General features: G+C 45.1%; 15 protein-coding genes, 2 pseudogenes and 1 riboswitch. Of the genes and pseudogenes, 15 read left to right on the top strand and 2 right to left on the bottom strand.

Annotated elements, in window-relative coordinates; all coding sequences use genetic code 11:
* The first annotated feature begins 266 nt into the window (after positions 1–266).
* The 8 genes and pseudogenes from A4V09_RS08185 (at position 267) to A4V09_RS08150 (ending at position 6,249) form a co-directional block, all read left to right on the top strand.
* Complete coding sequence (locus A4V09_RS08185) at positions 267–698, top strand: hypothetical protein (RefSeq protein ID WP_065541920.1); 432 nt, start codon at positions 267–269, stop codon at positions 696–698.
* Positions 683–1,159, top strand: coding sequence for a hypothetical protein (locus tag A4V09_RS08180; RefSeq protein ID WP_065541919.1), 477 nt, complete (start codon positions 683–685; stop codon positions 1,157–1,159). The genes A4V09_RS08185 and A4V09_RS08180 overlap by 16 nt, the downstream gene beginning before the upstream one ends.
* Before the next feature lie 77 nt (positions 1,160–1,236).
* Entirely contained in the window at positions 1,237–1,728 is a 492-nt protein-coding gene (locus tag A4V09_RS08175; RefSeq protein WP_157123473.1) for a hypothetical protein, read from the top strand.
* A gap of 21 nt (positions 1,729–1,749) precedes the next feature.
* Complete coding sequence (locus tag A4V09_RS08170; RefSeq protein WP_084043480.1) at positions 1,750–2,499, top strand: hypothetical protein; 750 nt, start codon at positions 1,750–1,752, stop codon at positions 2,497–2,499.
* Positions 2,500–2,503: 4 nt separating this feature from the next.
* Entirely contained in the window at positions 2,504–3,058 is a 555-nt protein-coding gene (locus tag A4V09_RS25950) for a DUF4314 domain-containing protein (RefSeq protein ID WP_065541917.1), read from the top strand.
* A gap of 49 nt (positions 3,059–3,107) precedes the next feature.
* Positions 3,108–3,638 (top strand): annotated as a pseudogene (locus tag A4V09_RS08160) (ABC transporter ATP-binding protein); the annotation flags it as partial.
* Between the two features lie 17 nt (positions 3,639–3,655).
* On the top strand, positions 3,656–4,645 hold the full coding sequence (locus tag A4V09_RS08155; RefSeq protein ID WP_065541916.1) for an FtsX-like permease family protein: 990 nt from the start codon (positions 3,656–3,658) through the stop codon (positions 4,643–4,645).
* Positions 4,597–6,249: an ABC transporter permease gene (locus A4V09_RS08150; RefSeq protein ID WP_065541915.1), complete on the top strand. Its 1,653-nt coding sequence runs from the start codon at positions 4,597–4,599 to the stop codon at positions 6,247–6,249. Before A4V09_RS08155 ends, A4V09_RS08150 begins: the two co-directional genes overlap by 49 nt.
* A gap of 90 nt (positions 6,250–6,339) precedes the next feature.
* On the opposite strand, the gene A4V09_RS08145 is transcribed toward A4V09_RS08150, so the two are convergent.
* Positions 6,340–7,554, bottom strand: a complete 1,215-nt coding sequence (locus tag A4V09_RS08145) for an FprA family A-type flavoprotein (protein ID WP_065541914.1) — start codon at positions 7,552–7,554, stop codon at positions 6,340–6,342.
* A 377-nt stretch (positions 7,555–7,931) separates the two neighbouring features.
* A riboswitch (purine riboswitch) is annotated at positions 7,932–8,029 on the top strand.
* A 54-nt stretch (positions 8,030–8,083) separates the two neighbouring features.
* Between A4V09_RS08145 and A4V09_RS08140 the strand changes: the two genes are divergently transcribed.
* The 6 genes from A4V09_RS08140 to A4V09_RS08110 all read left to right on the top strand — a co-directional run bounded on the left by A4V09_RS08140 (position 8,084) and on the right by A4V09_RS08110 (position 18,223).
* Positions 8,084–8,731 (top strand): CatA-like O-acetyltransferase, encoded by a 648-nt coding sequence (locus A4V09_RS08140; RefSeq protein WP_065541913.1) that lies wholly within the window; start codon positions 8,084–8,086, stop codon positions 8,729–8,731.
* 602 nt (positions 8,732–9,333) lie between these two features.
* On the top strand, positions 9,334–9,897 hold the full coding sequence (gene ahpC, locus A4V09_RS08130; protein ID WP_065541911.1) for an alkyl hydroperoxide reductase subunit C: 564 nt from the start codon (positions 9,334–9,336) through the stop codon (positions 9,895–9,897).
* 72 nt (positions 9,898–9,969) lie between these two features.
* Positions 9,970–11,619: an FAD-dependent oxidoreductase gene (locus tag A4V09_RS08125; RefSeq protein ID WP_065541910.1), complete on the top strand. Its 1,650-nt coding sequence runs from the start codon at positions 9,970–9,972 to the stop codon at positions 11,617–11,619.
* 151 nt (positions 11,620–11,770) lie between these two features.
* Entirely contained in the window at positions 11,771–13,522 is a 1,752-nt protein-coding gene (locus A4V09_RS08120) for a putative bifunctional diguanylate cyclase/phosphodiesterase (RefSeq protein ID WP_065541909.1), read from the top strand.
* A gap of 82 nt (positions 13,523–13,604) precedes the next feature.
* Positions 13,605–14,882 carry an ABC transporter substrate-binding protein gene (locus tag A4V09_RS08115; RefSeq protein WP_065541908.1) on the top strand — a complete coding sequence of 426 codons (1,278 nt, stop codon included), beginning with the start codon at positions 13,605–13,607 and terminating at the stop codon, positions 14,880–14,882.
* Entirely contained in the window at positions 14,879–18,223 is a 3,345-nt protein-coding gene (locus tag A4V09_RS08110) for a response regulator (RefSeq protein ID WP_065541907.1), read from the top strand. The genes A4V09_RS08115 and A4V09_RS08110 overlap by 4 nt, the downstream gene beginning before the upstream one ends.
* A 96-nt stretch (positions 18,224–18,319) precedes the next feature.
* Here A4V09_RS08110 and A4V09_RS26405 read toward each other — a convergent pair.
* Positions 18,320–18,448 (bottom strand): annotated as a pseudogene (locus A4V09_RS26405) (DUF2461 family protein); the annotation flags it as partial.
* A gap of 199 nt (positions 18,449–18,647) precedes the next feature.
* On the opposite strand from A4V09_RS26405, the gene A4V09_RS08100 reads away from it, so the two are divergent.
* Positions 18,648–21,818, top strand: a complete 3,171-nt coding sequence (locus tag A4V09_RS08100) for a response regulator (protein ID WP_065541906.1) — start codon at positions 18,648–18,650, stop codon at positions 21,816–21,818.
* Position 21,819 lies beyond the last annotated feature (1 nt).

Raw genomic sequence — 21,819 nt, 5'->3', positions numbered from 1 at the left:
GAATCATTCATCCCGGAGATATGCGGAAAATCTTTTTCCGTATATCCCTGGGATGAAAACAGAATAATGGATTCTGTATGGGATGGGCAAAAGGCTTGTGTGGCTGGTGGCTCATTTTTATTTCGCAGGAAACGGGAAGCACATAAGAAATATATGCAGCAACTTACCCACAGAAAAAGGTTCTGTATGAAAGAAAAGTACTTATAGAGAAAACAGTATAAAGGATGCTGGAAAATAGAATTTGAAGAAATGTGGAGGTAAGAGATTTGACAGCAGCAGTATATCTCAAATTTTCAGGACCGGAAGCATGGTCGCGCTTAGAAGTATATAAAGAAAAGGCATTTCGGTATTGCGAAAAGAAAGGATACGATATTCTTGTCCTGATTGAATATGTGGGACCGGAAGATATCGTAAAGGAGCAGGGGCGAAAAAAAATCCTGGAATTGGCCAGAAAGGAATTGGTTGATGCGATCATCATTCCGGATTTATATACGATCTCCGGATTTCTGCCGGAGGCGCTCTCTGTACTGCAGGAGATATACGATTATGGTGTGACGGTGGAAGATTTGGATTGTGATCCCGTGGAGCATGATATATTCCTGCAGCATTATAAAAAAATGAAGGTAACAAAAGGCAAAGATAGAACAAAGTGGGTGTTTATTCGGTGGAGCCGATTGAAAAAATGGTGCTTCAACTGATCAGACAACAGGCGGCAATGGCAGATGAAACATTGAAACAGATTAAAGAAATGAATAAGACGCTGGATATTTCAAAATTGAGAAGAAAGAAGGGCGCATATGAAGGACAGCTAAAAAACTGTAGGAGCAGGAAAATGGAGCTTTATGAATCATATGCGACAGGTAATCTGACAAAAGAGGAATATCTGGACAAAAAGAAAGGGATTGCCCAAAAAGAGTCAGGGTACAAAGAACAACTCCTTGAACTGCAGGAAAAGATTGCAGAAGCCGAAGCACAGAAAGCAAAAGAAAAAGATCCAGGGCTGAAGGCATTTGTCAGATATAAAAATCTGGAAGCACTTTCTTATCCGGTGGTACAGGAACTGGTAAAAGAAATCCGCTTTTACGACCCAGAGCATATGGAAGTGATCTGGAATTTTCGGGACGAGTATATGGAAGCGGAAAAAAGAATATCGGATTAAAGATTTTGATTTATAAAAGCGGGAAGGTTTGCGATGCAGCCTTCCTCTTTTATTTGAAATGAAAATAGCAGGTAAATATGAAAATGAGGAGAAGTATGTATCTTGAAAGGATGACGATTGATGAAATAAGGGAACTGATCGAAAGTAAAGGATATCAGTCTTTTGAAGCTATGGCAATTTTGGAGGAAATAGAGAATTCAAAACGGATTTATGACCGGCTGATAGCTGCACAGGGAGTTGAAAATGTGGGAAACGCCGGTTTAGACAATGCTATAGTGAGGTACTATTTATTTCAACTTGACCAGTTAAAAAGCGAGTTGCCATATGACGCTATGGGAGGGCAATTTGTTGTACCGATTTTATTAATGCAGGAATTCCGGGATAGCGGCATTGTTGATAAAGTACGGAGTTTCTGCGGACCTAATGCATATTTGAGTGAAAGAGAGATAAAGGGGGAAATACAAAAGTTTATTACGGTTCATCTTGATCCGCAGGGGATTGTCCTTTATATGGATATACTGGGGCATTTGTCGGATATGAAAAAAAAGGAACATGACAATAATCGGTAGGTAAAGGATGGGAGGCAGCATTTGGTAAAAGAAAGAAAACTTGCCGTGCCTGATTCAACGATATTTATAGCTCAATTGCCGGCAGGGACCAGACATATTATCCGTGAGGATTTAGAACAGCACGCACGGGAGAACGGATACCGCCTTGAGTGGGATTGGGAAGCAAAGGACTATGTAGGCATGACAAGACGGTTTTGCGATGTTGATGAAATATATAAAGATACAAAACTGATATTTTGTGAACGTGGAGAAGATATAGAAGCTTTTGAATTGAGTAAACGGCGGAATATGACGCTGGTCTTACCAGATGATGATATTGATGCGTTATGTAAGAAAGCTGGAAAATACCAATTAACAGTTTCTCAGTTAATAGAAAATTTCATATCTGATCTGATTGAAGGCTCGAAGACGAATGGCTCGGACGAGCGTATGTATGCACAGCAGTGGTTTGAACGCTGTTGGTTCAGTACTCTTAGTGAAAAGACTTTTCTCTCTTATCTGATTGATTTCGATCAGATAGATTCTGTAATAGAAATGTGGGAAGAACTGCAATATTACAAAAGACAGGACGAGTTAGATGAGTACGCTAAAGAAGAGAAGGAAGTACTTCAGGAAGAGCTGGAGGAAATGTTTAAGGATTACAGGGAATGGTATAGTGAACCTGAGGATGCAACGCTTGAAGATGGAATGGAGAAAGTTGCTGCATGGAGTAAGGAACGTGAGGGGCTAATAAATGGGAGTAAAAATATAGAACAGAAGAAGGCAAGATAATATTATGGAGAGGAGAGAGAATATTGTGGTTCATACGCTGACGAAAGCGGAAAGACTGATTTTGGAGGAAATATACCCGGTTGGCAGCCGGGTACAGCTCGAATATATGGAACCTGATCCATATAGTAAGTTGAAGCCGGGGGACATGGGGACTGTTAAAATGATTGATGATGCCGGAGGGATACATATTTCTTGGGACCGCGGCGGCAGTCTTGCTTTGATTTATAAGGTAGACCGATGTAATTGCCAGATGAAGAAAGAACAGATGGATGCTTTTTTTAATCATTTGTTCATAATGCCTTTTGAAAACTGCGAAAAAATGAAATCCTGGATTGAAAAAAAGTTAAGGCCTGCGTTTCCGGCAATGACCTTTGAAAATGATACGAAAGGCAGATTGGAATTGAGGTTAAATGTAAATGCTTTTGAAATGAAAAGTACCCAGATCGGTATTGAATATCAGACTGACGAAAACGGGCATTTGTTTATTAAAAAGTGTGGATGGACACAAGATGATCCGGCGAAAGATAAAATCAGTAAGACACAAAAACCGAAGAGATAAAAAGTTGCAGAAATCGACAATTTTTTTTGAACAGTAGTTGACACATGGAGGTAAATCCACCCTCCTTAATCTGCTGGGCGGCCTGGATGTTCCCACAAGCGGAAGGGTGATCATGGATATGAAACAGCTGGAACAGCTCAGTGACGATGAATTGACTATTTTCCGCAGAAGAAAGATAGGGTTTATTTTCCAGCAGTTTAATCTGATCCCCATGCTGAATGTGTGGGAAAATATCATTCTGCCGCTGAAGCTGGATAATAAAAGGGTGGATAAAAAGTATATCCAAGATATTATTGGGATTTTGGGACTGGAAAAGAAATGTGTCAGCCTGCCGGGGCAGCTTTCAGGCGGACAGCAGCAGAGAGTGGCAATTGCCAGGGCAATGGCAATTAAGCCCTCCGTGATCCTGGCTGACGAGCCCACCGGAAATCTTGACTCTAAAACCAGCCAGGATGTACTCGGAATCCTGAAAGTGACCAGTGAGCAGTACCATCAGACCATCGTTATGATCACCCATAATGAAGAGCTTGCGCAGATGGCTGACAGGATTGTCCGAATCGAGGATGGAAAAATAGTTTGATGATGGGGAGGAGACCAATGGAAAGACAGGAAGAGGCGGACAGCAGGTTATGTCTGCGGCATCGTTTTATGAGGAGCTATAAAAAGAACACCCTTGCCTTATTATCCTGCTTTGTTCTCAGCGTAACGCTGATCACATCCTTACTGATCCTGGTTCATACGAATCATAAGATGGAAAATATTCAGGGTAAGATGGTTTTTACGGATTCTGACTGCAGCATAAATGAAATTGATGGCAGCAAGGTGGAAAAGCTGGCTTCTGACCCTGATTTGGAGTGGCATGCAGTGAAGCAGCTGGAGTATGGGGAATATCAGAAGGATTTTCAGGACAATCGCCTGGAGCGTGGGGACAGCCGCTATATTACCCTGACCGCGATCGTAGAAAAGGGAAGACTGCCAAAGACGGAGCATGAAGTGGCAGCAGAGCGCTGGGCACTTTTAAATATGGGGATAGAACCCGTATGCGGGCAGGAAGTGGAGATATACAGCGAAAAAGAAAACCGTACAGAGACGTATAAAGTAGTGGGGATCCTGTCGGATGTGCCGAGCAATAAAAAATACGGGGTCAAAATGCTCTATGCACCTATAAAGTCCGGAGGAGAGGACAGCTTTTCTGTGTATGTCCGTTTCCGGGATGGAACGGATTACGATAAAAAAGTAAGCGAAGTCTGCAGGGATTTGGGCATAGAGAAAAGGCAGGTGAAGAAATGTCCGGGCAGGGAAGATATTCAGGGGTTATGGCTGACTGACATTAAGTTTATCAGTGTGCTGCTTCTGATAACTATGATCGTCTTTTATGGGATATTTCAGATCACTATAATGTGGCGGAGAAATCCATATGGTATCCTGAGGGCTGTGGGTATGCAGGCAGGCCAGCTTAGGAGGCTTATTTTATCGGAAATGTATGAGATATTTCTTCTCAGCATTCCGGTAGGAGGGTTCCTGGTATTGGCATTGCATTGCTTATTTCCAAATTATCAGGAGACAGCAGTCAGGAAATTTGCCTGAATAATGAAAAAATATCATTTGCACCTGTTATACCCATTTGGCAGATCGCGGTCTGCATCGCAGTCATTGCATTTCTGATCGGACTTGTGGGGTATTTTACAGGAAAAAAAATCGTACGTGAGCCGGTGCCGAATCTGATCACAAACCATGGGAATAAAGAGAATCTGAGTGACCTGTTCATGCGTCATTTTCACCGGAAAAGAAGCGAGGACAGACACGGAAGGGCATATACATTGTTCTCACTTGGCAACAAATATATTTTAAAGGAGAAAAAGACTTCTGTCTTTGTTGTGCTGACCATATGTGCCGGGGTTACTTTATTTACAGGTCTGGCCTATCAGACAAAAATTGCAGAACACTACCGGGAAGACACGGAAGAGATGTACTATTTAAACGGGCAGTACGAGATGGGGACACTGCGTATAAACAGTACGGCAGATGGGGTATCCAGGGAGTGCGCAGAAGAGATATCATCTCTGGAGGGGATCCACAGTATCAAGACCCAGGCCGGAATCCCGGTTCGTGTGATAGATGATAAAAAAATCAAGAGAAATGATGCCTATTATAAGGAGAGGAATGAGGCGTTCCTGAAATATCAGGGGTATCCCCTTGCCGGAAATGACGGGAAGGACCAGATTTTTAAATCGCTTATCTATGGGTATCATAAAAATGCATTGTTGGAATTAAAGAAATATGTGATAGACGGGGATTTTGATGAAAACGGATTAAAAGATGACGAAATTATTCTCTCCATCCTGCACATGGATGACACAAAGAATAACCAGTATCCCGGTAACTATAAGGAAGGTACCCCGCTGATGCAGTACCGGGCAGGGGATGAGATTCAGGTCAAGTACCGCAAAGATTTTGACACCGCGCATTTGCCTTATGAACAGTTGACCGATACAGAGGCACAGTATTGTTACAAAACTTATAAAGTGGCGGCGGTTGTTTCCTTTGCCTACATGTATGACTGCAACATAACCGTGTACCCGCTTTTGATCACCAGCGATGACCAAGTACAGAAGCTTTGCCCGGACAGTCATTTCCAGCGCATATACATGGACGGAGAGGAGTACCTGACAGAGAAAGACCGGGATAAATTGGAGCGGAAGCTGATTCAGCTTGGCAATCAGTTTCAGGGTATATCCACCCGGAGTATGATATCTGATATCAAAAAAAATGAGGTGCTTTTCCGGAAACAGATGGTATATGTGGCAGGGATCGCAGTGATTTCTTTCATCCTTGTATTGATAAACATAATCAATAACCTGAGTTACCGGATGCAGATAAGAACACAGGAGATTTGTATGTTCCGTGCCATAGGCATGAGTGTAAAAATGATCCGCCGCATGATGATATTTGAGAATACCATGCTTGGGTTTTGTGGCGCGGTACTGGCATATTTTTGCTCCATTCCTGTACTCCGGTATCTGTATAGGCAGTCCGATATGAGGGCCTTTGGCCACAAATACCAGTTTGACTATCCGGCCTTTTTCATGATTTCCGCTGTGGCGGTTTTACTGTGTATCCTGCTGGCTGGCTGCCTGTCAAAAGACTGGAAAACGAAAAAAATCATGGAGCAGATGAATAAGGTAGTTTAATAAAATCAAGTTTCTGCAGAAGAATGCAGCCATGAATATTTATGATCGGGCATACGCTGTAAAGCGGATGCCCGATCATTATCTTTCTGTCTATTCTGCATTTGCCTGAAGGGAGGCAAGAATACTTTCTTTCAGCGCATTGAGTTTGTCCATAGAATCCCCTTTCAGAGCGGATTTGATGGTGACTGCAGGTTCCAGTATCCGCATCTGCTTCATTTCTTCCAGCAATGCTCTTATCTGTTTGGTACTGGTCGGTGCCCAGGTGCCGTTTTCTATGAGTCCAATGGTCCGGTTCTGGAGATTCAGGGCCTTCATATCATGGAGCAGATTCAAAGCGGCCGGATAGATTCCGCCGTTGTAAGTAGGTGACGCGATCACAAGATGGCTGCAGCGGAATGCCTCTGCGATCAAAGTGGAGATATGGGTGTTTGAGATATCATAAACAGCTAGGTTTCTCACTCCTGATTCTGCCAGTCCGGCGGCCAGTATGTTGGCAGCGTTTTCCGTATCTCCGTACATGGAAGCATAGAACAGTGCCACAGCCTGTTCTTCCGGCAGATAACTGCTCCAGTGGGCATATTTGTCCAGAAGGTACTCCAGGTTTTCTCTCCAGACAGGGCCGTGGAGAGGGCAGATCATACGGATATCCAGTCCGGACAGCTTTTTCAGCGCAGATGTGACCTGAACGCCGTATTTTCCCACAATATTGCTGTAATAGCGCCGTGCATCGGGCAGCCAGTCTTTGTCAAAATCCACCTCATCGCTGAACAAATGTCCGTTCAGTGCACCGAAGCTTCCGAAAGCATCTGCGGAGAAGAGGATTTTTTCGCTTTCCTCATAAGTTACCATGACTTCCGGCCAGTGTACCATAGGTGCGAAATAGAAACGCAGCGTATGCGCACCAAGGGAAATAGAATCATTTTCCTTTACGGTTATGGTCTTGCCCTCCAAATCTGTGTCATAAAACTGTTTGGCAAATGCCAGAGTTTTGGCATTTCCCACAACTTTCAGATCAGGGAACCGCAGCAGAAGTTCTTCGATATTGGCACAGTGATCCGGTTCCATGTGATTGATGATCAGATAGTCCAGAGAACGTCCGTCCAGGACATAGTAAATATTTTCCATGAACTGATGGGTAATAGAGGCATCCACTGTGTCGATCAATGCCGTTTTTTCATCTGTGATCAGGTAGGAGTTGTAAGAAACACCCCGGGGTATGGGAAACAGGTTTTCAAAAAGTGCCAGTCTGCGGTCATTACCGCCTACCCAGCTTATTGTGTCATTCAATTTTCGCGTGCAGTGCATAAATGATTGCTCCTTTCGTAGAGAAACTTTCATAAAAATATGTATTTTATTATGTACGTTAGAATTTGCTAACTTATAAAAGAATATAACATTTTTCTGCAAAAATCAATAGAACCGAAGGAACATCTTATGGTTTTCTTAAAAAACAAAATTGTGGTATAATAAAACAAAAAATACCGGACGAGCAGGACATGAAGCGTTTGGTCAAGTGTTATTTTTATTTATTGACGCAAATTTGCTCCTGCGGACGGTTAGAAGCCGTTTTCGGGAGTAGGTGGTATAAATCCTGTTCCCCGTTGTCGGCGGCGAAATGTCACGGCAAAAATCCAGACGGTCAAGGGTTTTATTCACATAAGATGTTGCAATTAAGGTTTGGATATGGTATTATATATGATAATTATATAAGCTCATAATATGGTTGAGCGTCTCTACCAACTTCCGTAAATAGTTGATTATAATTTTAGGTATATCAACTATTTACGGAAGTTTTTTGTTTGTTTCTATATTTTATAAAGAAAGAGGGATTACAGTGGATTACAAATATCTGGATATGAGCGTATACAATAGAAAAGGGCATTTTGAGTATTTTAATAGCTTATCTTACCCATATGTTGGATTAACAGTAAATGTTGATATAACAGACTTACTGAAAAAAATCAAAGCGAAAAATCTGCCGTTTTTTCTTACGGTTTGCTACTGTGTGTCGGAAGCTGCCAATGGTGTTCCTGAATTTAAGCAGAGAATACGGGATAATAAGATCATAGAATTTGATAGCTGTGAAACATCCCATACGGTAGCTTTGGAGGATGGAACCTATTGCTACTGTACCCTTAAAAGTAACATGCCGTTTTTAGACTTTATACCTTATGCGGTACAGAAGCAGGAAGCCGCACGACGAAATAGAACAATAGACGAAGATGATACCAATAAATTCAATAAAATTTTTATCTCCACATTGCCTTGGGTCTCTTACACATCTCTTGTTCAGCCTGTGCCGATTCCGGCAGACAGCAATCCAAGGATCACGTGGGGAAAATATTTTGCTCAGGGAGATAAAATATTGATACCTGTATCTGTGCTGTGCCATCATGGATTAGTTGACGGAATACACATTGCTGGTTTTTATCAATTATTGGATAAGTATATTTTCTCTATTAGTCAGTCAGGGCTAGCTTAGATCGGCAGGTTCTATAAAGGATAGTGCGCCCTGCCCGGCGGAATCACAGTGTATTTTATTTTGCTGGCAGTTACCCTGTTTTGTTTTAGAAGGCCGGTGACCGCAGAACTGTTATGATCGTGGGGTGGGCTATGCTGGCCTGGCAGAAATCAATGCCCTGTATTCCTGCCAATGTTTTCCCTGGCGCGTTGCTGTTGTATTTATAATTGTGATCGGTATAGCGGTGGTATCAGTCTGGTATGTTATGTGCCCTATTATCATCTGGACAGCGGTGCGCGCTATTATGACGGCATGGTGCCCTTATGGATGGCTGCACTGGTGATGTTGGGGATCACGGTTGTCATGGTGACCCGCAGATAATGAAAAAATTTCCTGATAAATCCACTTGCTTTGCCAAAAGAAGTGTGTTATATTTACAATTAGTTAGCAATAACTAACTGTAAAATGATCGTATGGTGCATATATTTTCCGTCTTACTTCATAGGTTGGCCGCACCCCGGAGGATGTGGAAGAAATGCCGGGAATGATTTGACACCATGCAGACAATAATAAGACTAGTGCGATGGAGCACTAGAAAACAGTACATCACTAGGAGGTAATATATGTCATTAATAAATAAAGAAATCGGATACTTTACTGTCCAGGCTTATGTGGACGGAGATTTTAAAACAGTAACAAAGGCAGACGTGATCGGAAAATGGAGTGTATTCTTTTTCTATCCTGCTGACTTCACCTTTGTGTGCCCCACAGAGCTGGAAGACCTGGCAAATAAATATGAAGAATTCAAAGGGATTGGATGTGAGATTTACAGTGTCTCCTGCGATTCCCATTTTGTGCATAAGGCATGGCATGACGCATCCAAAACCATTCAAAAAATCAAGTATCCTATGCTGGCAGACCCTACCGGTGCCCTGACAAGAGACTTTGAGGTGATGATCGAGAAGGATGGTATGGCAGAGCGGGGAAGCTTCATTGTGAATCCGGAAGGAAAGATCGTGGCATATGAAGTGATCGCCGGTAATGTTGGAAGGAATGCGGATGAACTGTTCCGCCGCGTTCAGGCATCTCAGTTCGTAGCTGAACACGGAGACCAGGTTTGCCCTGCAAAATGGCAGCCAGGAGCAGAAACTTTGAAACCGAGCCTCGACTTAGTTGGATTGATCTGAGCATACTCAGAAAACAGAACCCTCCCATCTCGTCCTGAGTTGCGGAGGGTTTTTAATAAGAAAGGAGATGCCATGCAGACAGAAAATGATCTATATGACCTGGCAATCGTCGGAGGCGGTCCTGCAGGTCTCTCTGCCGCTCTTTATATGGCCCGTGCCAAATACAGAGTCATTGTTCTGGAAAAAGCGGAGATTGGCGGACAGATCACCATAACCTCTGAGATCGTGAATTATCCGGGAGTGGAAAAAATAAGCGGAAAAGAGCTGACAGGGAACATGCGCCGTCAGGCAGAGAATTTTGGCGCAATATTCGCGGCTGCCCAGGTGCTTGACATGGAGCTTGCAAAGGATATCAAGATCCTGCGCACCACCAAAGGGGAATATAAGGCTCTGGGCGTGATCCTGGCAACCGGCGCGAATCCCCGGAAGCTGGGATTTAAAGGAGAGCGGGAGTTTCAGGGCAGAGGTGTTGCCTACTGTGCCACCTGTGACGGTGAATTTTTCTCCGGCCTGGATGTTTTTGTCATCGGAGGCGGATTTGCTGCTGTGGAGGAAGGGATTTTCCTTACAAAATATGCGAAAAAGGTGACTATAGTTGTGCGGAAGAAAGAATTTTCCTGTGCCAGGACGGTTTCTGACCAGCTGAAAAATTTCAGGAATATAGTGGTCCTTTTTGAGACAGAGCTTTTGGAAGTGGGGGGCCGGGATATGGTCACTTATGCCAGATTCAGAAATAACCGAACACAAAAAGAGTGGGTCCACGAGGCAGGGAATGATCCCGGATTCGGTGTTTTTGTATTTGCCGGATATGTACCGAATACGGACTGGATCGGTGCGGAGGTGGAAAAGGATGCCCATGGATATCTGCTTACGGACCACAGCCAGAAGACAAATCTGGACGGTGTCTATGCAGCGGGGGATGTGTGTGTGAAAAATCTGCGCCAGGTTGTGACTGCAGTATCGGATGGGGCCGCTGCTGCTACTTCCCTGGAAAAAGAAGTATCCGAACTGCACAAGAAATTAGGGATTCCCGAGCTGGTTACAGAGACAAGCACGCCGCAGCCCCAAAAAACAGAGTCTGCTGCGGCCCATGAGTGGGGCGGGGAGGGATTTCTCAATGATGCCATAAGAGGACAGCTCCAAGGGGTGTTTGGAAAGTTCAGGCAGCCTGTGGTGTTGAAAGCCTGGCTCAATGAGGAACCCTTGTCAGGGGAGATCCTTGGCTTTCTGCGGGAACTGGAAGGCGTCAGTGATAAGCTGACCTGGAAAGAGGCAGGGAATGAGGAATCGGCAAAAGGCCGCATTCTGCCCTCCATAGAGGTGTGTTACCCGGACGGCAGAAGCAGCGGGATCTGGTTCCACGGAGTGCCGGGAGGCCATGAATTTAATTCCTTTATTATTGCCCTTTACAATGTGGCAGGACCGGGGCAGGAGATTGGACAGGAAATCAGAGAAAAACTGGAAAAGCTGGACAGCCCGGTCAATATAAAGGTCCTGGTATCCCTGTCCTGTACCATGTGCCCGGAGACGGTCATGTCCGCGCAGAAGGCTGCCGCTGTTTCCGGATATGTAGAGGCGGAAATGTTTGACCTGGCGCATTTTCCAAAACTGAAGGAAAAGTATAAAGTGATGAGTGTACCCTGTATGATCCTCAACGATGAAAAAGTGTACTTTGGAAAAAAAGGAATTGGTGACATTGCTGATATTTTGAATAAGAAGTAATTTATCAAAATTATGATTCAGAGCAGAAAAAGGCTGAGGCTGTTTTCTGCTCTTTTCTTTACATAAATAGGCATAATATTACAGAAAACCACCTGGTAAAGACAAATAAATTAAGTTATAATGTATTTATTAAGGTGCACAGGAGGTTGCCATGCCTAATTTAATTAAACAAACGGAATTTTCAGCCAGTGTATTTTTGGATCTGCTTTCCGAGACTACAGATGATTATCTATATATGTGGGATATCCAGAACGGAACTTTTTACATATCGGAAAATGCATATGAAGATTTTAATGTAGACCGGGGCATAGAGGAGGATGTGGTTGCTGTCTGGGGAAGCGTGATGGTAGCGGAAGATCTGCGGCTATGGCTTGAGGACCTGCAGCTTATCCAGGATGGTGTCAAGGACTATCATGATATGGAATACCGGGTCTATGGAAAAACAGGACAGATCATATGGGTATCGTGCAGAGGAAAAGTGAAGACCGATGAACAGCACCGGCCCCTTTTTATGCTTGGCAGGATTTCCAACATTGGTAAGCAGAACAAATTCGACAATGTTACAGGTCTGATGAACAGAAACCAGTTTGAACACGATATCTGTCAGGTCCTAAAATGTGGGAAACGTATGCAGGGAGTCATGGTAGTCCTGGATATAGACAATTTTAAAAATATTAATGAAAAATATAGTTATGCTTTTGGTGACAGGGCACTCAACATGATTTCCACACGCATATCAGAACTGCTTCCCCCGGGATGCCAGATGTATCGTTTGGATGGAGATGAGTTTGCCTTCTGGATGGAGGGGGGTACCAGGGAGAACATCCAGGAGATTTATGATAATATTCAGTTGTTTGTTGCAAATCAATTTACTGTGGATGACCAGACGCTGCTCATATCTGTTTCTGCCGGGGCCTGTGTGATACCTGGGGATGGACGGACATATCAGAAATTATTCAGGCACGCGGAAAATGCAGTGGAGATCGCGAAGATGAACGGAAAGAACCAGCTTGTGTTCTTTTCCAGGGAAATGTACAACAGAAAGCGGAAGATCATGGAACTGCAGGAGAGTCTGCACACCTGTGTAAACAACGGATGCAGTGAATTTGAGCTGTTTTATCAGCCCCAGATCGATGCGGAAAATAAGCGAGTAGTGGGGGCGGAAGCCCTGCTGCGCTGGCATTCCCCTGACCACGGCGAGGTCTCGCCTATTGCATTCATTCCTCTTCTGGAAGAAAATCATCTGATCATCCAGGTGGGAAAATGGGTATTGGAGGAGGGCGCAAAGCAGTGCCGGGAGTGGCAGAAATATAATCCTGATTTTACCATGAGCATCAATGTGTCTTACATCCAGTTGAAAGAAAATGCCTTGCTGGAATATCTGAAAAATGAACATGTGCCCAAGGTATCCGCAAAAAATCTGATCCTGGAGCTGACAGAGAGCTGCTGGGTGCCCAATCTGCATTTCCTGAACCAGGAATTTAAGGATATGCATGAGATGGGATACGGAATCGCCATTGATGATTTTGGGACAGGTTATTCTTCTCTGAGCCACCTCAAGGAACTGCCGGCCAATGTCATTAAGATAGACCGCAGCTTTATCAAGGGCCTCTGCAAAGACAGTTATGAGTATATTTTTCTGGAGTACATTGTCAAGCTGGCACATATCATTCATTTAAAGGTCTGTGTGGAGGGTGTGGAGACAAAAGAAGAGTTTGCGACAGTTATGCAGGCTTCACCGGATTATATACAGGGATTTTTATTCGGAAGGCCTGTGAGTGCCGGCGAATTTGAGAGACTTTATTTTTCGGAGGAGGGCGGCTCTGTTTTATCACTGCCTCATAAGACAGCAGAACAGGGGTTACAGATTGATTGCACTTTTTGCACTCCTATGATAGAATGAAACATATATGAACAGAGTTTGCGGGGTTCGGGTGACTGTCATACATATACAGAACATAGAGGGGCAAAGGAGTGCGGGCTGGATGAAAAGAAAAGAGTGTGTACTGCTTTCGCTGGTGGTATTGAGCAGCATTTATACACTTGGCGGATGCGGTGAAAGGAATACCGTGACAAATTATCAGGAGATACCGGAGAATGTTACATCCATAACTTTTTTTGGAAATAAATATGAACCTGAAAATGTAACGGTTATTGAGGAGATCATATCCGGATTCATGGATGAGAATCCGGATATTCGTGTGTCGTATGAAAGCCTGAAGGGGGATGAATATTTTGAGGCTCTGAATAAGAGAATGGATGCCCAAAAAGGTGATGATGTTTTCATGGTGAATCACGATGTGGTGCTGGAGCTGGAGCGCCAGGGAAAGCTTGCGGAGTTGTCAGGGCTGGATTCCATATCAAATTACACGGAAGCCATGAGGGGGCAGATGGAGGACGACGGAGGTATTTACTGGGTTCCCACTACAGTGTCTGTATTTGGTCTGTACTGTAACCTGTCCCTCCTGAAAGAACATAAACAGGAGGTTCCGGGGAATCTTGAGGAGTGGGAACAGGTCTGCAGTTATTTTGTAAAAGAGGGAATCACACCTGTGATCGCCAACAATGATATCTCTTTAAAAACACTGGCTATTGGAAAGGGATTCTATTCCGTATATCAGGACAACAGCCAGGCGGAGGTGTTTGAACGGCTCAATCAGGGCAAGGTAAAGCTCAGTGAATATCTGGCCCCCGGTTTTTCTCTGGCGGAGAACATGATCACCAAAGGATATATCAATGCAGCAGCAGCTTTGGAAACGAATAAGACTTCCGATGATCTGGTGGAGTTTGTCAAGGGGAAAACCCCGTTTATGCTGACCGGAGCCTGGGCTGCCGGACGGATGAAGAGTATGAATCCGGAATTTGAGTTTGAGGTGGCGCCCTATCCTGTATTGGAGGATGGTTCCCTTCTGGTCATCAATGCGGATACCAGGCTGGGTGTGAATGCGGACAGTGAACACCTGAATGCTGCGCTTCAGTTCGTTGAATATTTTACCGGGCCGGAAAATATACAGAAGCTTGCGGACCAGCAGTGCTCCTTCAGCCCCTTAAAGGGTGGAAGCCCTTCCTCTGTCCAGGAGATCCAGCCTCTGGTCTCCTGTTATCAGTCAGGAAAAACGGTGATAGGAACTGACGGGCTTTTGTCCATTCCCATATGGGAATGGACAAAAGAGGTTTCTGTCAAACTGCTTTCCGGGGAGACTCTGGATGAGACCATGGAATGGATGGATGAACAAAATACCGCAGAAAGGGGATCACAGTGATTCAAAACAAAGAAGCTTCAGGCATAAAGAAAAAGACGGCACTGGCTGCAGTGCTGGTGGGTATTGTTCTTTTCCTTCTTACTTTTCTTTTTGTGCAGGGGGTTAAAAAACAGCTCTGGGAACAGTCGATCAATACCATCATGGAGAGCACCCGGCAGGGATGCAACACACTGAAGGTTCAGCTCGGGAAAAATTATGAGTCTATGGATACCATAGCCGGTTATATGGAGCAATATACAAGGGAACAGGAACAAGAGCTGGCTGATGTGATGGAAGATTACAGTAATTTAGAAAGCGGTATGCAGCTCTATCTCTCAGACGGCACTTGTATTCCTGAACAGTCCGAAAAGGATGAAGCGGTGGAGAAGGCCCTGCAGGATAAGAAGCAGGATTCCGGAATTCTGGACACCCATATCAGCAGTGTTACAGGCATCAATGTTTTTGAATTGTTTGTCCGGGTAAAACTGCAGGATGCCACTGGATACCTTATAAAACAGTATGAGGTGGAGAGTATTGTGAACAGTTTCAGCCTGTCCTTTTACAATGATGCCGGATTTTCTTATGTTGTCAATACCCAGGGGGATGTGCTGATACGTTCGCCTCATCCGAACAGTAATAAAACGGTCCAGAATTTGTTCGATATGCTGCCGGCTGCCAAAAATGAGGAGGCTGGTATTACAGAATTCCGGCAGTCTCTGGAAGACCTCCGTACCGGATGGGCTGTTTTTTACTATCAGGAGGAGGATACGGTTTTTTGCTATACGCCCCTGAAGCTGGATACGGACTGGTATCTCATATCCATTATACCAAAGCAGGTGGTGGATGCACAGACCAATGTTATCCTGCTGCGCTCTCTGGCGCTTATTGCCAGTATACTGGTGGGGATTTTCCTGCTTTTTGCATTCTACCTGCACTATGTGAATAAAACGAATAAAAGGCTGAGAAGCCAGGCGAATTATATCGGACATTTATATAATGCCATTCCGGAGGGCGTTGCTCTCATAACCGTGGAGCAGCCCTATCATCTGCTTCAGCTGAACAGAGAGGGACTGCGCCTTTTGTCTTATCCGGACAGCGCCTCCAATGATGCGCCCAAAGGGGTCAGCCTTCAGGAAATCATCCATCCGGATGAATATCAACAGGTAACAAGACTTTCTAAAGTAAAAGCGGACAGGGATAATAAACATATATTTGAAAACAGGGTCATAAAAAAAGACGGCACTTATTTCTGGGCTGCCGGGATTGTTGAGAAAACTCTGGATGAAAATGAAAATCCGGTTTTGATCGCAACCTTCCATGATGTGACGGAGGAAAAGTTAAGAGCAGAGGAAGAAGAGAGACAAAAGCTTCAGGAGCGTCTGACTTTGGTAGGGGCGATCTCCAATGCCTATCCGGTTATCATCAGTGTGAACCTTACAAGAGATTCGCTTGGATTTATCTATATCGACCCGGCACTGAAGCTGAACATAGGAAAACAGGAAACATACAGTGAACTTTTTGAAGACATGCTGCATACCATACATGAGGACAGCCTCAGTGATTATATCAGCCGGTTTGCACTTGAAAATCTAAGAGAGGTGCTGGGGACAAAAAAAGAGGTATTTATGGAAGCCAGGCAAATGCTCACAGACGATGTCTACCACTGGACCTCCACACAGATCATCCATGTGGATAACCCGTATTCTGAGGACAGGCTGGCAATCCTGATATCACGCCGTATAGATGAGCAGCGCTATGAGGAGGAACAGCAGCGTCAGGCGCTTCAGAGTGCCCTTGACAATGCCATGGCGGCCAGCAGGGCAAAGAGTCAGTTCTTGTCTAATATGAGCCATGATATCCGGACCCCCATGAATGCCATTGTGGGAATGGCAGCTATCGCGGCAGCCCATCTCAACGACAGGGACCGTGTAGCAGAGTGCTTGAAAAAAATCGGGCTTTCCAGCAAACATCTGCTCAGTCTGATCAATGATATACTGGATATGTCAAAGATTGAGAGCGGAAAACTCTCCCTAAGATATGAACCTTTTAATTTCGCGGAGCTTATATCTGAACTTACGGAGCTTTTAAGACCTCAGGCAGACGCAAACAGGCTGAACCTGGAAGTGGAGCTTATTAAACTGCGGAATGAAAAGGTTATCGGAGATTCCCTGCGTGTCCGGCAGGTATGCATCAACATTCTGAGCAATGCCATTAAATATACGCCTGCAGGGGGAAACATCCATGTGACTGTGACGCAGAAAGCAGGGAACCGCAAGGGCTATCTGAATTATGTATTTTGCTGTGAAGATACCGGAATCGGCATGAGCGGAGAATTTATAGAACGGATTTTTCAGCCGTTTGAGCGCGCCCAGGATTCCACAAACAGTAAAGTGACCGGTACCGGGCTTGGGATGGCTATCACAAAAAATGTAGTTGATCTGATGAACGGTGATATCCAGGTGGAGAGTACACCGGGGGCAGGCTCTGTATTTACGGTGACGCTTTCTTTGAAGCTGCAGGAGAACGAGGAGGAGGAAGTGCCCCAGGAGTGGATCGGCGTTCGCTGTCTCATGGTGGATGACGATAGGCTCATCTGTGAAAATGCGGCCGAACTGTTGGAAGAGATGGGACTCAAAGCTGAATCTGTCACAGACGGCAGCACCGCTGTCCATAAAGTCCTGCAGGCAGAGAAGACGGCAGACCCCTATGGTCTGGTGATCGTGGACTGGAAGATGCCGGATATGGACGGAGTGGAGGTGACCCGCCGTATCCGAAGAGTTATAGGAGCCGGGATTCCCGTGATCGTACTGACTGCTTACGACTGGTCAGAGATAGAGCGGGAGGCTGTGGAAGCCGGGGTTACAGCATTTCTGGCAAAGCCGTTTTATCATGCAAAGCTGTGCGGCCTGCTGGAGGAGCTCAGCGGCGAAAAGCCATCAAAGGAAATGATACGGCCTTCTGTCAGGAAAGATTATTCAGACAAGAGGATCCTGCTTGTGGAGGATAACGAGATCAACAGAGAGATTGCCCGGGAACTGATCGGGGAAACGGGAGCAAGGATAGAGGAAGCGTGTGACGGGGAGGAAGCCGTGAAGATGGTATCTGATTCCGGGGAAGGGTATTATGATATGATACTCATGGACATCCAGATGCCGCGGATGGACGGATATGAGGCTGCCAAAATAATCCGCGGGATGGACCGGAAGGATGTGAAAAAAATGTCTATTATAGCCATGACTGCCAACGCATTTGCTGAAGATGCACATGCAGCCATACGGGCAGGCATGAATGCCCATTTTCCAAAACCCATAGACATGGATGCTCTGGATAAACTTCTGTATCAATATCTGGCAGTGGAATAAGGAATATAAGCACCCAAGGAAAAAAAGGAGAGCCTGCTGTCCGTGATACGGAAGGGGCTTCTCCTTTTTTGTGTGTTTTAGAAAATCAAGGTCTCTCTCATCACCTATGGGATATTCCAGATACCAGCTTTTATCTTTCAGGTATTGGGCCTGAGGATGTGCTTTGTGGTATCCGGCAGGTACATTTTTCAGGGAAGTGCCGCCGACAGTAAAATATTTTAGTTTATGATCAGTTACATGATAGAGGATGGGGCAGGAAGAAGTAATGATGGAATACCAGGGAGAAAAAATCCGCCGGGTGGTGACGTATGCGCCCGCGCACATAAAATGCACCGTTTACAATAATTTCGATAAGTGTTAAGATAAAATGAAGAGGAAAAGAGACAAGCAGAAGGAAGAATGCTGTAATGAGAGGAATGAATCAATGGGAAAGAAAAGAGATGCCGGGCTGGCTGTAGAAGAATTCTGTAATACCTGGTTCGCACTGCGGGAGCCTGAGAAGGCAGCGGAATTTTTGGACAGTGATATTCGCTTTATGGACGCCGGAAAAAGGGAATATGCCCATGGAAGACAAGAGGTGCTGGATCATATCCGCAGAGATATAGAAAATATAAATGATGTTTTTTATCCGCAAGTCTCTGTTATATACGAACAGCCTCTGGGCCATGGGATTTGCAGCCTTTCCTGCAGGCTGGATTTAAGAAATGAGACATATACCTGGCAGATGGAGGGACATTTCACACTGGCCCTGGATCAGGAAAAATGGCTGATAAAGAATATCTGTCTCTCGGATACAGGGGGACTCCATGAAGATCTGCTGCATATCTATAATAATATACCCGGTGCGGTATTCCGCTGCAGATTTGACGAGTTCTTTTCCGTCATTGAAGCCAATGACGGTCTTTTTGAATTCCTTGGCTATACCAGACAGGAGTTTGCCGGCATGGGCAGCCGCATGTCTTCTGTTATTTATCCCGAAGATCTGGCGGTCATGAAAGACAAGCTGAAGGCCCAGTTAAAGTATGGCAATACCATACATAATGAAAATCGTCTGATCTGCAAAGACGGTACTGTCAAATGGATCTCCATAAAGGCACAGCTCTTTACCGAAAAAACAGGGGAACAGTATTTTTACTGTATCTTTGTGGATATTACAGAGGAAAAACAGATTCAGGAGAGGTCCAGGGAATTGTTTGAAAAAGAGATGGCTTATTTTGCGGAGCTGTCCTCCTCAGAGAAAAATTTCCGAGGCCGGATCAATGTGACGAAGAACTGTGTGGAGAGCTATGTATCTGCCTTCGATGATGCCATTACCCATGTGGGCGCCACATATGAGGAATCCGTGCAGAATATGGCACAGTCTGCTGTGGATTGGCAGTACGGAGAGAAGATCAGCAGCGCCCTTGACCGGGAGAAAGTGCTGGCGGACTATCATGGGGGAAAAGTAGATTACAGGTTTGAATTTTTAAGAAGGAGAAAGGATGGGAGCGTATTCTGGAGTAATACCAACTTCCGTTCCCACTTAAATCCCCAGAGCGGTGATATCATTACCTTTTTTTATACCTTTGATGTGACGGAACAGAAAATGCAGGAACAGCTCTTGAAAAAGATCACGGATCTTGGTTTTGAGCTGATCGCGGATATTGATATCCGTCGTGATACCTATCATCTCATTTCTTTTGATGAACGGGCATACGGAATTCTTCCGAGGAGCGGGCGTTTCCAAAGTGAGATCAAAAAAGTGGCAGCAGGGACCATGGAGGAACCAATCTGTACCTCCTATCAGAAGCACTTGGAATACAGCTATATGGAAGAACAACTGGAGGAATGTGAATCCTATTCCTTTATTGTGGAGATGAAGGATGAGACCGGGAATCTGCGGGTTAAGCGCTGTGAGGTTTTCTACATAGACAAGGAACTGGGACGGGCATGTCTTGCGAGAACGGATGTGACTGACGTGGTGCGCCAGGAACAGCGTCAGAAGGAGGAGATGGCAGCAGCCCTGGTTGCCGCGGAACAGGCCAACGCGGCAAAATCAGACTTTTTGTCACGCATGAGCCACGAAATCCGTACACCTATGAATGCCATCATAGGTATGAGCACCATAGCGGCCCAGTCGATCGGGGATGATGAGCAGGTGGCAGACTGTATTGCCAAGATAGGCATTTCCTCCCGTTTCCTGCTGTCATTGATCAACGATATTCTGGATATGAGCCGGATCGAGAGCGGCAAGATGCTGCTGAAGAATGAGAAGATCCCCACAGAGGAATTCCTCAATGGGGTCAACTCCATCTGCCATGCGCAGGCAACCGCAAAAGGTGTGGACTATGAGTGTATTGTGGACCCCGTGCTGGATGATTATTACATGGGAGACGCCATGAAACTGCAGCAGGTGCTTATCAATATCCTGTCAAATGCCATAAAATTTACCGGTGAGGGCGGTAAAGTGACCTTCTCGGCTGCCCAGATGCGCAGAACAAAGAATGATGCTGTCCTGCGGTTTGTCATCAACGATACAGGCGTGGGGATGAACGAGGAGTTTCTCCCCCATATATTTGAACCCTTTTCCCAGGAAAGTACAGGGACTACCGCTCTTTATGGGGGAACAGGCCTTGGCCTTGCCATTTCTAAAAATATTGTGGATATGATGGACGGACGTATTATTGTCCGTTCCATCAAGGAGATCGGTTCAGAATTCACTGTGGATGTAAAGCTGGGCATCACAGAGGAGGAGAAACTGCATCATAAGCAGAAGAAACAAACCTATAATTTTGCAAATCTTAAAACACTGGTGGTGGATGATGATGTGGCAGTGTGCGAGAGTGCCATGGTCACCCTGAAAGAGATGGGAATATCTGCGGAGTGGGCCGACAGTGGGTTTAAGGCGGTGAACCGGGTCCGGGATTTGTGGAATAACGGGAAATATTTTGATATGATACTGATCGACTGGAAAATGCCGGAGATGGATGGAATCGAGACGGCCCGGCGTATCCGCGGCATTGTGGGGCCTGAGGTGACGATCATCATAATGACGGCATATGACTGGAGTTCCATTGAGCATGAGGCGAAATTGGCAGGTGTTAATCTGCTGATCAGCAAACCTATGTTCAAATCCTCTCTTATATCTGCATTTTCCAAAGCGCTGGGCAAAAAGGATGAAGAGAAGGCAGAAAAAAAAGAGGCAGAGATGGACTATGATTTTACAGGAAAACGTGTGCTTTTGGCTGAGGACCATCCCCTGAATACAGAGATAGCGGTCATGCTACTGGAAGGAAAAGGGTTTATTGTGGAGACAGCGGAAAACGGTCTGCGTGCCCTGGAGATGTTCAGCAAATCAGAGGAGAAATATTATGATGCAATTTTGATGGATATCCGGATGCCTCTCATGGATGGCCTGGCAACAGCCACCAATATCCGTCATCTGAGCAATACCGATGCCAAAACCATTCCGATCATTGCCATGACAGCTAACGCCTTTGACGACGATATTGAGAAGAGCAAAGCAGCGGGAATGAATGCGCATCTGGCAAAGCCCATAGACCCGGCAAGACTATTCCAGACATTATATGATTTCATCTTCAGAAAAGAAGACTAAA

The organism is Blautia pseudococcoides (assembly GCF_001689125.2).
Classification (GTDB): Bacteria; Bacillota; Clostridia; order Lachnospirales; family Lachnospiraceae; genus Blautia; species Blautia pseudococcoides.
Note: the sequence above shows the minus strand (reverse complement) of the source record. Positions and strands in the feature narration are given on the sequence as shown.